The sequence below is a fragment of the Janthinobacterium sp. BJB426 genome (assembly GCF_002735705.1).
Classification (GTDB): Bacteria; Pseudomonadota; Gammaproteobacteria; order Burkholderiales; family Burkholderiaceae_D; genus Janthinobacterium.
In genome coordinates this window covers 15109-28419 of sequence record NZ_PDZL01000015.1, presented here as the reverse complement: position 1 = coordinate 28419, position 13311 = coordinate 15109, and the positions used below count along the sequence as shown (strand labels likewise).

15 protein-coding genes are annotated in these 13311 nt (G+C 62.0%); 4 read left to right on the top strand and 11 right to left on the bottom strand.

Annotated features, from left to right (window positions below; all coding sequences use genetic code 11):
- Window positions 1-10: 10 nt before the first annotated feature.
- A complete protein-coding gene (locus CSQ93_RS20980; protein ID WP_099379711.1) occupies window positions 11-1501 on the bottom strand; it encodes an FAD-linked oxidase C-terminal domain-containing protein in 1491 nt (496 codons plus the stop codon).
- A gap of 151 nt (window positions 1502-1652) precedes the next feature.
- Here CSQ93_RS20980 and CSQ93_RS20975 point away from each other — a divergent pair, with 151 nt between their 5' ends.
- On the top strand, window positions 1653-2204 hold the full coding sequence (locus CSQ93_RS20975) for a cob(I)yrinic acid a,c-diamide adenosyltransferase (protein ID WP_099379710.1): 552 nt from the start codon (window positions 1653-1655) through the stop codon (window positions 2202-2204).
- Between the two features lie 20 nt (window positions 2205-2224).
- Here CSQ93_RS20975 and CSQ93_RS28975 read toward each other — a convergent pair whose 3' ends face one another.
- From CSQ93_RS28975 to CSQ93_RS20955, 5 genes are all read right to left on the bottom strand, one after another.
- The gene (locus tag CSQ93_RS28975) at window positions 2225-2437 is read right to left on the bottom strand and encodes a hypothetical protein (protein ID WP_139143510.1); all 213 of its coding nucleotides are present in this window, start codon (window positions 2435-2437) and stop codon (window positions 2225-2227) included.
- Window positions 2438-2565: 128 nt separating this feature from the next.
- Window positions 2566-2754 (bottom strand): hypothetical protein, encoded by a 189-nt coding sequence (locus tag CSQ93_RS20970; protein ID WP_099379709.1) that lies wholly within the window; start codon window positions 2752-2754, stop codon window positions 2566-2568.
- Window positions 2755-2844: 90 nt separating this feature from the next.
- Entirely contained in the window at window positions 2845-3045 is a 201-nt protein-coding gene (locus CSQ93_RS20965) for a hypothetical protein (RefSeq protein ID WP_099379708.1), read from the bottom strand.
- A 91-nt stretch (window positions 3046-3136) separates the two neighbouring features.
- Window positions 3137-3328 (bottom strand): hypothetical protein, encoded by a 192-nt coding sequence (locus CSQ93_RS20960; RefSeq protein WP_099379707.1) that lies wholly within the window; start codon window positions 3326-3328, stop codon window positions 3137-3139.
- 31 nt (window positions 3329-3359) lie between these two features.
- Window positions 3360-3740, bottom strand: coding sequence for a glutaredoxin family protein (locus CSQ93_RS20955; protein WP_233516281.1), 381 nt, complete (start codon window positions 3738-3740; stop codon window positions 3360-3362).
- Window positions 3741-3833: 93 nt separating this feature from the next.
- On the opposite strand from CSQ93_RS20955, the gene CSQ93_RS29530 reads away from it, so the two are divergent.
- On the top strand, window positions 3834-4133 hold the full coding sequence (locus CSQ93_RS29530; RefSeq protein ID WP_233516280.1) for a hypothetical protein: 300 nt from the start codon (window positions 3834-3836) through the stop codon (window positions 4131-4133).
- A gap of 157 nt (window positions 4134-4290) precedes the next feature.
- Here the strand turns inward: CSQ93_RS29530 and CSQ93_RS20945 are convergent, their stop codons facing one another.
- From CSQ93_RS20945 to CSQ93_RS20925, 5 genes are all read right to left on the bottom strand, one after another.
- Window positions 4291-5430 (bottom strand): cytochrome-c peroxidase, encoded by a 1140-nt coding sequence (locus tag CSQ93_RS20945; RefSeq protein ID WP_233516279.1) that lies wholly within the window; start codon window positions 5428-5430, stop codon window positions 4291-4293.
- 86 nt (window positions 5431-5516) lie between these two features.
- The gene (locus CSQ93_RS20940; RefSeq protein ID WP_099379705.1) at window positions 5517-7592 is read right to left on the bottom strand and encodes an FUSC family protein; all 2076 of its coding nucleotides are present in this window, start codon (window positions 7590-7592) and stop codon (window positions 5517-5519) included.
- 192 nt (window positions 7593-7784) lie between these two features.
- Entirely contained in the window at window positions 7785-9653 is a 1869-nt protein-coding gene (dxs, locus tag CSQ93_RS20935) for a 1-deoxy-D-xylulose-5-phosphate synthase (RefSeq protein WP_099379704.1), read from the bottom strand.
- The gene (locus CSQ93_RS20930; RefSeq protein ID WP_099379800.1) at window positions 9654-10553 is read right to left on the bottom strand and encodes a polyprenyl synthetase family protein; all 900 of its coding nucleotides are present in this window, start codon (window positions 10551-10553) and stop codon (window positions 9654-9656) included.
- 8 nt (window positions 10554-10561) lie between these two features.
- On the bottom strand, window positions 10562-10813 hold the full coding sequence (locus tag CSQ93_RS20925) for an exodeoxyribonuclease VII small subunit (protein WP_046683420.1): 252 nt from the start codon (window positions 10811-10813) through the stop codon (window positions 10562-10564).
- Window positions 10814-11219: 406 nt separating this feature from the next.
- Between CSQ93_RS20925 and CSQ93_RS20920 the strand changes: the two genes are divergently transcribed.
- Window positions 11220-12320, top strand: coding sequence for an aromatic ring-hydroxylating oxygenase subunit alpha (locus tag CSQ93_RS20920; protein WP_046683421.1), 1101 nt, complete (start codon window positions 11220-11222; stop codon window positions 12318-12320).
- Window positions 12321-12376: 56 nt separating this feature from the next.
- Window positions 12377-13300 carry a DMT family transporter gene (locus CSQ93_RS20915; RefSeq protein ID WP_035824654.1) on the top strand — a complete coding sequence of 308 codons (924 nt, stop codon included), beginning with the start codon at window positions 12377-12379 and terminating at the stop codon, window positions 13298-13300.
- Window positions 13301-13311 lie beyond the last annotated feature (11 nt).

The following is a 13311-nucleotide window of genomic DNA, read 5'->3' as shown; positions in this document are numbered from 1 at the left end:
CTCCGGCAGATTAAAAACGGGGCAGGTTGGCGAACGGCAGCCGCCCCGCCGTCACATGCATCTTGCCGAATTCGGCGCAGCGGTTCAAGGTGGGGATCGCCTTGTCCGGGTTCAGCAAGGTATGCGGATCGAAGGCGCGCTTGACGGCAAAAAAGGCATCGAGTTCGGCGCGTGTAAATTGCACGCACATGGAATTGATCTTTTCCATGCCCACGCCATGTTCGCCCGTGATGGTGCCGCCCACGGCCACGCACAGGGCCAGGATGTCGGCGCCAAACGCTTCGGCGCGCTCGAATTCGCCGGGCATATTGGCGTCAAACAGGATCAAGGGGTGCAGATTGCCGTCGCCCGCGTGGAATACGTTGGCGCAGCGCAAGCCATGCGTCGTTTCCATGGCGGCGATGCCCGTCAGCACTTCCGCCAGTTTTTTTCGCGGGATGGTGCCATCCATGCAGTAGTAGTCGGGCGAGATGCGCCCGGCGGCGGGAAAGGCGTTCTTGCGGCCGGACCAGAATTTCATGCGTTCCGCTTCCGACTGCGAGACGGCAATCGCGCTGGCGCCCGCCCCTTCCAGCACGGCCGTCATGCGGGCGATTTCCTCTTCCACTTCCTCGTGCGTGCCATCCGCTTCGCACAGCAAAATGGCGGCCGCGTCGATGTCGTAGCCGGCCTTGACGAACGGTTCGACCATGCGCGACGACGTCTGGTCCATCATTTCCAGCCCGGCCGGGATGATGCCGGCGGCGATCACGTTGGCCACGGCGTTGCCGCCCGTGACGACGTCGTCGAACGAGGCCATGATGACTCTGGCTGTGGCCGGCTTCGGTATCAGTTTCACCGTCACTTCCGTGACAATGCCCAGCATGCCTTCGGAGCCGATGAAGACGGCCAGCAGGTCGAGACCGGGCGAGTCCAGGCATTCGCCGCCCAGTTCCAGCACGTCGCCATCAATAGTAACAACGCGCACGCGCAGCACGTTGTGCACGGTCAAGCCGTATTTCAGGCAATGCACGCCGCCCGAGTTTTCCGCCACGTTGCCGCCGATGCTGCAGGCGATCTGCGAGGATGGATCGGGCGCGTAATACAAGGCATATTGCGCCGCCGCCTCGGAAATGGCCAGGTTGCGCACGCCCGGCTGCACCACGGCGATGCGCGCATACGCGTCGACGCGCACGATGCGGTTCAAACGCGCCGTCGACAGCACCACGCCATCGGCGATCGGCAAGGCGCCGCCCGACAGGCCCGTGCCGGCGCCGCGCGGCACGATCGGCACCTTCAACTCGCGGCAGACGCCGAGGATGGCGATGACCTGTTCTTCCGTGTCCGGCAAGGTGACCACCATCGGCAACTGGCGGTAGGCGGCCAGGCCATCGCATTCATACGGGCGCGTATCTTCGGCGTCGGACAGCACGCAGCGTGCCGGCAGCACGGCCAGCAGGGCCGCGACGACGGCTTGCTGGCGCGCGGCGGTCAATCCGGATTCAGGGGCAGCATTGAGCATAAGATGGGAGGCAAATGGGCATGGGCGTGCAACGATTGTAAGCACAAAAGTGGCGCGCAGCGCATTTTTTGTCACAATGGCGGGCAAATGCGGGGCCAGGCGGCGCGCGGTGTCGTATGCTGCCCCCATTCTTCTTTACAGGATCGACATCATGGGCAACCGACTTTCGAAAATCGCCACGCGCACGGGCGACAATGGCAGCACCGGCCTGGGCGACGGCAGCCGCACCAGCAAGGACAGCGCCCGCATCCACGCCATGGGCGACGTGGACGAACTCAATTCGAATCTGGGACTGCTGCTGTGCGAAGCCATGCCCGACGCCTTGCGCGAGGAGCTGGTGGCCATCCAGCACGATCTGTTCGACCTGGGCGGAGAAATCTGCATTCCCGGCTACCAGCTGATCAAGGAAGAGCACGTGCTGCGCCTCGACGATTTGCTGGCGAAATACAATGCGGACTTGCCGGCCTTGAGTGAATTCATCCTGCCAGCCGGCTCGCGCGCCGCCTCGCTGGCGCATGTATGCCGCACCGTGTGCCGCCGCGCCGAGCGCAGCATCGTCGCGCTGGCCAATGCGGAAGCCCTCCACGAGCATCCGCGCCAGTACGTGAACCGCCTGTCCGACCTGTTGTTCGTGCTGTCGCGCGTGCTGAACCGCTTTGCCGGCGGCAGCGACGTGTTGTGGCGGCATGAGCGCGCCAGATGACGCGGCCATGCACGTGTTGCTTATTCCGGCATCTCGGGATAGATGCCATTACGGCAGTTTTCAACGCAGAAATTGTAGTTGTCGCGGCAGGAAGCGTCACCCCGGCCTTCGTCGAGACAAATTCCCCTTAATTGGGCGCACTGGAAACCACAGCTTGGGGTGCTGTTTGCCGCCTTGTTGAACGACAGGCTGGCACCTGCAACAAAAAGAAAAAAAGCGATTTTTTTAAACATGCTGTTCCTTAGTGAGCGACGTGAAGTAAACACGCAACATGCCGCCGTTTCATGTTGCGCCCAAAGACAAGGGATAGAATCGGCTAGCGCCTTTCTTCAGCACCGGCCAGAATAGTTATTGGATTTTCCTAGCCGCAGGCCTGAAGACACACTTTATTGGCGCGGACGCATGAAGGAACACTGAACTCCATGACACAGGCATCGAACGCCATATAGCACTCGGACTGGCATTCGGAAATGTCGGCGGTACTACTGGCCATCGCATACGAGGCGCTGACGCCCATGGCAAACAAAAAGAAACCCAGTTTTTTGAACATAAGTACTCCTTTGTGGAAATGAGGCACTGCAGGACGGATGAGGTGATTCGGCCGGCCTGGCCAGGAGACTGGCAGACCGGCAATCATTATTTACGGCAGGTATGGATCGCAGCTTTGATTGCACATCTGGTGAATCTTGGAGCAAGCGCCTGGCGACCTCGGATGGTCCGTCATGCACTGCACCAGATCGTCGTCACACTGCGTATAGCATTCCGGCTCGCCGCCGCCAGCGATCGCATACGAGGCGCTGACGCCCATGGCAAACAAAAAGAAACCCAGTTTTTTGAACATAAGCACTCCTGTTGAATTGACAGACGATGAACAACAGCCATGGCGCGCCGTCTCTTACGCGCCATCCACAAGCGGATACTGCCGCCGCGCGTCAATTACGCGGTGGGCGCAGGCATTCCTTCTGGCAAGCCTGGTAATTTTCCATACAGGCCGGCTGGCCGAATTCCACGCAATCGAGCAGGTTGCGTTCGCAGACAAAGGTGCAGTCAGGGCCAAATGCCTGGGCACTGAAGGACAGGGCGGCACCGGCGGCAAACAGGAACGCGGCAATCTTTTTGAACATGGTCAGCCTTTCAAGTTGACAAGTTGAAACGTCAGATTTTCTTCAGCGCCGCGTCCAGCGCGCCCGTATTGAAACCCTGGATCTTGCGGTTGCCGATCAACACCACGGGCACGCCGCCGCCGCCCAGTTCTTCATGGGCTTTTCTTGCTTCCGGGGATTTTTCAATATCGAGATCGACGAAATCGATCTTGTTCTCCTTGAAGTACGCGCGCGTCTTGGCGCAATAGCCGCACCAGTCCGTGCCGTACAACACCACCTTTGCCTGGGCATTCGGGAAATACGCGGCGTAATTGCCCTCGGTGTAATTCGACTTGAGCAAGCCGGGCAACAAGGACAGGCCATAACCGCTGCCCAGGCCGGCGGCCAGGATCAAGCCATACATGGCGATGGTTTTAATTTTTTTCTGCATCATAAGTATTGTCAGAGGCTTCAATGATCGAGGGCGGCGGATGCAGCATGCGCTGGGCGGCCGCCTGGCAATGCAAAACGGCTATCAGGCGCCGGCTTGGCAGCCTCTCAGGCAGCCTTTATAACTGCTGCTGCAGAATGGGGATCTGTCGCCATACATCATCTGGCATTCCCGCAATTCCTCCTCGCAGCTGTAACAGCTGTTATCCGAAGCGATGGCATAGGAAGCGCTCAAACCCAGGGTAAAAATAAACGCGGCAATCTTTTTCATTTACTACTCTCCATGTTAGCGATTGCACCAGGCAAACCAGGCAATCGCATCAGACCAGTCGTAAAAATCCATACAGATTTCGTCTTTGCTTGCTACGAAAACGACTATAGACCGCACTTATTTTAGAGTCAATGTTTCCTTCCGATAAATTTTCAGTTTGGAAAATATATCGGGAAAGCCCATGAAATGTGGAATTTGGAGAGATTGGGAGACGCCAAACGTCTATACAATATCGGCGCCGCAAGCAAGTAAAGGCCGGTTGCGGGCGCAGCCGGCCGAGCGGCTACAGCACCTCAAGAAAACTCTTCAGCGCGATGATTTCATCGGACGTCAGCTGCAAACGCTGCAGCAGCGGCGAGGTGACGGGAAACTTCGGATCGGCCGCCTGCTGTGCGTTGTGCGGCTCGGGGCGCGACATGCCCGCGTTGTACATGTTCAGCATGCCCACCATCTGCCCGAACGCGCCATTGTGCATCCACGGCCCCGATTGCGCCACGCCGCGCAAGCCCGGCGTGCGGAACTTGCCCACATCCTCATTCTTGCCCGTCACCAGGTAGCGCCCCAGGTCTTCATACTTGCGGCTGCCGTAATTGCTCAGCCCGAGATTGTGGAATTGCTGGTCCGTCAGCAAGGCGCCGCTGTGGCACGTCATGCAGCGCGCCTTGGTGCGGAACAGGTGCAGGCCCAGCAGCTCGCGGTCGTTCAGGGCCGTGCGTTCGCCTTCCAGGAAGGTATCGAAGCGCGTGACGGGCGGCAGCAGGGTACGCTGGTAATCGGCCAGCGCCGTCAAAATGCGCGGCAAGGTCACGCCATCTTCCTTGCCGAAAGCCGCATCGAACTGTGCCGGGTAGTCATCGAGCGCGGCCAGCTTGGCGGGCAATTGCGCAGCCACGGCCGCCATTTCATCCGGATGCTGCAAGGGCCCCAGCGCCTGCTCTTCCAGGGTGCTGGCGCGGCCATCCCAGAACAGCGGCGTGAGCTGTCCCACGCCCAGCAAGCCCGGCACATTGCGCTGGCCCAGCCGCCCTTCGTGTCCCACGGAAACACGCTTGCTGTCGGCGAAGCTGTGCGCCGGACTGTGGCAACTGAGGCAAGCCACCGCGTTCGAGTGCGACAAACGGGGATCGTTGAACAGGCGCTGCCCCAGCGCCACGATGGCCGGCGCCACGGCCGGTACGGGCATGGCCGAGACGGGCGCCATTTCCGCTGCGGTCACGCCATCGGGCAGTTGCGGACGGGGCCAGCTGCTGACCGGTTGCGCGTAGGTCTGGCGCAGGCAGGCGAAATTCCAGCCATCCGGCGTGGCGCAAGCGACGGCTTCGGCTTCGCGCGCCGCCGCATCCCCTCCTGCCGGCCATCCCACGGCCATGGCCAGCACGGCAGCGGCCACCCATCCATTCTTGCTTACTGTAAATCTATACACGTCGCTCATTCCTGTTTTGCACGCTGACATCGACAAATGATAACCATCAACATGGCAGCGGCACAGCGAAACCGGGCAAACGTTATCTATTCGGCGACCTGCGTCAATTTTTCCGCCTTCCCCTGCGCTTGCACATGCGCGCGCAGCAAGCCGCGCAGCAACTGCACCTGGGCCACGGCGTCGGCTTGCAGGGCTGTCAAGCCATCGCTGGCACAGGAGCCAGGCGTCGGGGCGCCGGACTCGCCGCGCAGCAAGGCATCGATTTCCCCGCTGACCTCGGCAATCCACCGTTGCAATGCGGGCGGCGCCGGCTCTGCCTCGGGACTCAGGCTGATGCGCGCCGTGCTGCCCGCCACGCGGCGCAGCAGCGGCAAGGTGCGCAGCGCCGCCAGGCCCACGCCGCTGCTGCGGTCCAGCCGGCGCTCGATGCGCAAGCGCTGCAAGACCTGTTCCGCATTATTGCTGGCCAGTCCCGCCTCGCGGCGCAGGCGCGCAATGGCGCTGTCCCATTTACCGCCGGCCGCCAGCACGGCCAGCAGGTATTTCAGGTTGGCCGACACGGCTTTCGCCAGGCGCTGGTCCAGGTCGTCCGCCTCGCGGTCGGGCCACAGGAAAAACGTGGCCAGCAAGGCCAGCACGCAGCCCAGCACATTGTTGCCGAGGCGACTCATCGCATACACCATCTCGCTGGCGGGCGCCGCATAGTCGGCCACCAGCACGAAGGCGGGCGTCATGAACAGCACATGCAGGCTGTAGCTGACGCGGCGCAAGGCCATGGTGGCGACGATCAGGGGAAACACCACCAGCGAGATGCCCAGCGGCGTGTAAATGACCAGGCCGATCAGCACGGCCAGCACGGCGCCCAGCACGCTGCCCGCGACCCGTTCGATGCCGCGCGGCCAGGTGGTCGACACGGACGGCTGCAGTATCAACAAGGTCGCCATCGTGGCCCAGTAGCCGAACGGAATGTGCAGCGCCTCGACCAGCAGGAAGCCGGCCGTCGTCGCCAGCGATACGCGCGCCGCATGGCGCCAGCTCAGCGACTGCGGCGTGGCGTTGACTTTCGCCGTTTGCCACGCCTGCCCCAGCGCCAGGAAAGCCGCCTCGCGCCACGGCAGCTGCGCCGCGCGCGGCAAACCCAGTTCCATGAAGTCCACATTCAGGCGCAGCGGCAGCAAGGCGCCCAGCGCCCCTTCCAGGCGCCGTCCACAGCCAGCCAGGCGGCGCTGCAAGGCCAAAGGCGGCGTTTCCGGCTGGCGCTGCAGGGCTTGCCCCAGGCGGCGCAGCAGCACGGCCATCACTTCCAGGCTGCGCCGCGCGCGCGGGTCCTGGCGCAGGCGCTGCTGCTCGCGCTCGCACGTATGCGTGACGGCGATCAGATAAGCGAAGATGCGCTCGGCGTCGCTGAGCGCCAGCAGCAGGTTGTCGTACAGGGCGCTGCGCCCCGCGCGCGCGGGCGGCACGGCGGCCAGCGCCACACGCGCCGCTTCCAGCGCGGCGCGCGCCTGCGAACGGTAGCTGGCGCCATGCGCGGCAACACCCGCTTTCGCGGCGTCATGTTCGAGGAAGCGCGCATTGTCGCGCGCGATGCCGGCCAGGCGCGAATACGCGGCGCGGATGGCGCGTCTGGCCGGGCTGAACGGGTGGATGCGCCAGACCGTAAAACTGAGCACGGTGGCGAACAGGCAACCGAACATGTACAGGCCAAGGAAAGGCGCCGTCTGCGTCATCGATTCCAATGGGTGCGTGACCATCACCACGCAGGTCGTGGCCGCCAGGATGGCCACCTGCGCCGTGGCCGCACCCCAGATGCGCGCCAGCGCGCCGGCCCAGGAAAACAGCAGCACGGCGATGGCCGCCGCCGCCACACCATGCCCGGCCGCCAGCGCCGTCAGGCCGCCGGCGACCGTCGACAGCAAGCCGAAGCCCACCATCGAGACAAAGCGCATGCGCCGCGTGCCCGCCGCGTCAGCCAGGCAGGTCCAGAAGGCGCCGATGGCGGCCCAGGAAAAATCGGGGTGGTCGAACAGCAGGCCCAGCAGCAGCATGGCGCTGGAAGCGCAGGCGGCCCGCAAGCCCTCGGACAGATTCGTTTCGTCGATAGCCAGGCTGACCATCCACAGGGGACGGCGCTGTGCCAGGGTATCGGTATAGGCGTGCATGCCCGTCAGCCAGCGGCCGGCCAGTGCGCGTGTACGGCGGTGAAGTTTCCTGAAATGCAAGTTGGACTTTGAAAGAAGTATCAAAGCGTCATCGTAGCATTCCCCGGCAGAAAATGTTGCAGTGCAACGTAAAATCCCGACAGGCGAAAAAAAAGCGGCACCGCAGTGCCGCTTTCCTGTCGACAGGCAAACTTAGCTGACGACGGCCAGGCGCGGCTGCATGCCGCCAAAACGCTGCTCGATCGACGCGGCGATGCCGGTGGCGTCCAGGCCCACGCTTTTCAGCAGTTGCACGGGGTCGCCATGATCGATAAAGGTGTCGGGCAAGCCCAGCATCAGGATCGGCTTGACGATGCCTTCCGCCGCCAGGGCTTCGGCCACGGCCGAGCCGGCGCCGCCCATGATGCAGCCCTCTTCCACCGTCACCAGGTAATCGTGCTCGGCGGCAAGCTGCTTCACCAGCGCCACGTCGAGCGGCTTGACGAAGCGCATGTTGGCCACCGTCGCGTCGAGCTTCTCGCCCGCTGCGGCGCTCGGCGCCACCATCGAGCCGAAGGCCAGGATGGCAATGCGCTTGCCCTGGCGCTTGATTTCGCCCTTGCCGATCTCGATGCTGGTCAGTTCCGGCACGATCGCCGCGCCGGCACCGGCGCCGCGCGGATAGCGGATGGCGGCCGGACCCGGATAGTGGTAACCCGTGGTCAGCATTTGGCGGCATTCGTTTTCGTCCGACGCGGCCATGACGACCATGTTCGGGATGCAGCGCAGGAACGCCATGTCGTAGTTGCCCGCGTGCGTGGCGCCGTCGGCGCCCACCAGGCCGGCACGGTCCAGGGCAAACGTCACGTCCAGGTTCTGCAGGGCCACGTCGTGGATCAGCTGGTCGTAGGCGCGCTGCAAGAACGTCGAATAGATGGCCACGACGGGTTTGAGGCCTTCGCAGGCCAGGCCGGCGCCAAACGTCACGGAATGCTGCTCGGCGATGCCGACATCGAAATAACGGTTCGGGAATTGCTGTTCGAACTTGACCATGCCCGAGCCTTCGCGCATGGCTGGCGTGATGCCCACCAAGCGCTTGTCGTGGGCGGCCATGTCGCACAGCCAGTTGCCGAACACTTCCGTGTACGTCATCTTGCCAGGCGCCGTGGCCGGCTTGATGCCCTCGGCCGGATTGAATTTCGGCGTGCCGTGGTAGAGGATCGGTTCCGCTTCGGCCAGCTTGTAACCTTGCCCCTTCTTGGTCACCACGTGCAGGAATTGCGGGCCCTTCAGTTGCTTGATATTTTGCAAGGTCGGGATCAGCGAATCGAGGTCGTGGCCATCGATGGGGCCGATATAGTTAAAACCGAATTCCTCGAACATGGTGGCGGGTACGACCATGCCTTTGGCGTGCTCTTCAAAGCGCTTCGCCAGTTCCAGCACGGGGCCGGGCAGGACGGACTTGCCGACATTTTTGGCGGCCGCATAGAACTGGCCCGACATCAAGCGCGCCAGGTGGCGGTTCAGCGCGCCGACGGGTGGCGAGATCGACATGTCGTTGTCGTTCAGGATCACCAGCAGGTTGACGTCCTCTTGCACGCCAGCATTGTTCATCGCCTCGAAGGCCATGCCGGCCGTCATCGAACCGTCGCCGATCACGGCGATCGCGTGCAGCGGGTCACCCTTGATTTTGGCGGCCTGCGCCATGCCCAGCGCGGCCGAGATCGACGTCGACGAGTGCGCCGTGCCGAAGGTGTCGTACTCGCTCTCATCGCGCTTCGGGAAGCCGGAAATGCCGTCTTTCTGGCGCAAGGTGTGCATGCGCTCGCGGCGGCCCGTGAGGATCTTGTGCGAATAGGTCTGGTGGCCCACGTCCCATACGATGCGGTCGTGCGGCGTGTTGAACACGTAATGCAGCGCGACGGTCAGCTCGACGGTGCCCAGGTTGGACGACAAGTGGCCACCCGTCTTGGAAACGGAATCGAGCAGGAAGCTGCGCAATTCCTGCGCCAGCGGCACCAGTTGCGAGCGGGCCAGCTTGCGCACTTGCGCTGGTTCATTGATGGTTTCTAACAGTTTCATTTATGCCTTCCGCTGCACGACCAGGTCCGCCAGCTCGCGCAAACGGCGTGCCTTGTCCCCGAATGGCGCCAGCGCCGCATGGGCGTCGCACCGCAATTGTTCTGCCAGGGCTCTCGATGGTTCCAGCCCCAGTATCGATACGTAAGTGGGCTTGTTGGCGGCCGCATCCTTGCCTGCCGTCTTGCCCAGGGTGGCCGAATCAGCCGTGGCGTCGAGCACATCGTCGACCACCTGGAAGGCCAGTCCGACGGCGCGCGCATACGCGTTCAGCGCCGTCATATCGTCCGCCGTCAAGTCCTTGCCGGCCAGCGCGCCGAGAATCACGGCCGCGCGCAGCAAGGCGCCCGTTTTCAGTTGATGCATCTGTTCCAGCTGCGGCAAGGTCAAGGCCAGGCCGACGCTGTCGAGGTCGATCGCCTGGCCGCCGCACATGCCGGCCGAACCGGAGGCGTGCGCCAGCAGCTTGAGCATCGCCATTTGCCGCGCAGGTGGAATGGCCGCGCCGTCGGCCAGCAGCATGAAGGCCTGCGATTGCAGCGCGTCGCCGACCAGCAGGGCCGTCGCTTCATCGTAGGCGATGTGCACGGTGGGCTTGCCACGGCGCAAGGCATCGTCATCCATGCATGGCATGTCGTCATGCACGAGCGAATACACGTGAATCATTTCCAGCGCACAAGCAGCGCGCGCGAGGGTGTCTTGATCCGCATCAAACAGTTCGCCAGCCGCCATCACCAGCAGCGGACGCACGCGCTTGCCGCCACCCAGCAGCGCATAACGCATGGCGGCATGCAGCTTGTGCGGCACCGCATCCGCCGAAGGCAAAAACTGGTCGAGCCGGCCTTCCACGCCCGACTGGGTGCTTTGCATCCAGTCGCCGAAGGTCACGCTGTCTTGTTGCATGTTCGCCATCATTGGGCGGCCTCGCCGGCATCCACGAAAGGTTTCAACATGTCGCCTTCCAATACTTTCACCTGCGCTTCGACACTGTCGAGCTGGGTGGCGCAATACTTGACCAGTTCCGAGCCGCGCTGATACGCCGCGACCGATGCTTCCAGCGGCAACTGGCCCGCTTCCATTTGCGTTACCAGCTGCGCCAGTTCCGCCATTGCCTCTTCAAACGAGGCCGGCGCTGCGGCAGCGGCAGTTAATTTCTTCGACATAGACTCAGATCTCTTCGTGGCACGAGGGGCTTGTAGGGAGACGCCGGGGATTCCCGGCCAGCATAGAAGCGTTATTTTAGAACAAACCACACTATTAAGTGAAAACTTAAGCGCAATCGACGCGCTCAAAGTCAATAGCGTTGCCAGCTTGTCAGTGGATTTTAGCCGAATCGCCCCTCTCCGCCGGAAATTGCGCGCCAAATGACAATGTTTCTCATTAATAGCCTATTTGCCGGGGGGGTTTTGATAATGCCGAGGCCGATCCGCGCTATAATCGCCGGTTCTGTCCGAAATACCGTTTCAACAAATTTGAATTCAGGTCTTTGCGGATTCTTTCTCTCTGTAGCGGTTGCCCAGGGAATGGCCTGGGGCACTGCTGACCGTTGTACATTTATGGGGGGTTGGGATGTCCGATCTGGCTACTCACGCCAAGCTGGCGCGTTCAAACGCGCAACTTCCGGTCCACGTCTATTTTGACGAAACGCTGTTGCAGCGTGAAATGCAGCAATTGTTCCAAGCCGGCCCGCGCTATGTCGGGCATGCGCTGATGGTGCCGGAAACCGGCGATTTTGCGACCCTGGCGTCTGAGAACGAAGGGCGCATGCTCGTGCGCAACGCCAATGGCATCGAAGTACTGTCCAACGTGTGCCGCCACCGGCAGGCGCTGATGTTCAATGGCCGCGGCAATGCGAACCATATCGTCTGCCCGCTGCACCGCTGGACCTACGACCTCAAGGGTGAATTGATCGGCGCGCCGCATTTCCCCGAGACGCCGTGCCTGAACCTGTCGAAAACGCCGCTGCAAAGCTGGAATGGCTTGCTGTTCGAGCAAAATGGCTACAACGTGATGGAAAAATTGAAAGATTTGTCCGTCTCGAAAGACCTCGATTTTTCCGGCTATATGTTCGACCACGTGGAAATCCACGAGTGCGACTACAACTGGAAGACCTTCATCGAAGTCTATCTGGAAGACTATCACGTGGAACCGTTCCATCCGGGCCTGGGCAGCTTCGTCAGCTGCGACGACCTGCGCTGGGAATTCGGCAAGGATTACAGCGTGCAAACGGTGGGCGTGCACCGCGGCTTGCAGCAGGCCGGTTCGCCTGCCTACAAGAAATGGCAGGAGCAGGTGCTGCAATTCCGTGGCGGCGAAGCGCCGCCGTATGGCGCCATCTGGCTGACCCTGTATCCGAACATCATGGTCGAATGGTATCCGCACGTGCTGGTCGTCTCGACCCTGTGGCCCGATGGCCCGCAAAAGACGCGCAACGTGGTGGAGTTTTATTACCCAGAAGAAATTGTGTTGTTCGAGCGCGACTTCGTCGAAGCGGAACGGGCTGCCTACATGGAAACCTGCGTCGAGGACGATGAAATCGCCCAGCGCATGGATGCGGGCCGCAAGGCCCTGATGGCGCGTGGCGTGAGCGAAGTGGGTCCTTACCAGTCGCCGATGGAAGATGGCATGCAGCATTTCCACGAGTGGTACCGCAACAATATCGAACTGTAACTCCCTCAAGGGCCGCCTCGTGCGGCCTTTTTCATTTTCATCACCAGGATTTACTCATGCAATCGCTTTGGATGTTATTCGCCAGTTTCATGTTCGCCATCATGGGCGTGTGCGTCAAATTGGCGTCGGATATGTATTCGACCTCCGAAATCGTCATGTACCGCGGCATCATCGGCATGACCGTCATGAGCTGCACGATTTTGTACCAGGGCGGCAGCTTTAAAACCACGATGCCGGGCCAGCATCTGTGGCGCGGCGTGGTGGGCGTAATCGCCCTGTGGCTGTGGTTTTATGCCATCGCCATCCTGCCACTGGCCACGGCCATGACGCTCAATTACATGGCGCCCATCTGGATCGCCGTGATCCTGCTGGCCGGCGGCTGGTGGAAAGCGACGAAGCAAGTCGAGTGGCCGCTGGTGGCGGCCATTGCCATGAGCTTTGTCGGCGTGACCCTGCTGCTGCAACCCGTGTTCGAGACGGACCAGGCGGCCGGCGCCATCACGGCCTTGATTTCCGGCATGCTATCGGCCCTCGCCTACCTGCAGGTGCGCAAGCTGGGCTTGCTGGGCGAACCCGAATACCGGGTCGTGTTTTATTTCTCGGTCGTCAACTTCCTGGCCGGCGTGATCGGCCACGTGGCCAGCGCCGGCGGCGGCCCCGTCGTCTGGCACGCACACACGAGCGGCTATGGCATCGGCTTGCTGGCCGCCATCGGCCTGTGCGCCACCATGGCGCAGATGGCCATGACGCGCGCCTATCGCCTGGGCAAGACCCTTGTGGTTGCCAATTTGCAATACACGGGCATCGTCTTTTCCAGCTTCTGGGGCGTGGTGATCTTTGGCGACCTGTTCGACTGGCATGGCTGGGCCGGCATCGGCATCATTCTCGCTTCCGGCATCGCGGCAACCTATTACAATACCCGCAACACGGCCCGAGGCGCGGCGATAGCGCGCACGGATCCGATTGCCAGCGAAGTGTAAAGGAGCGTTCC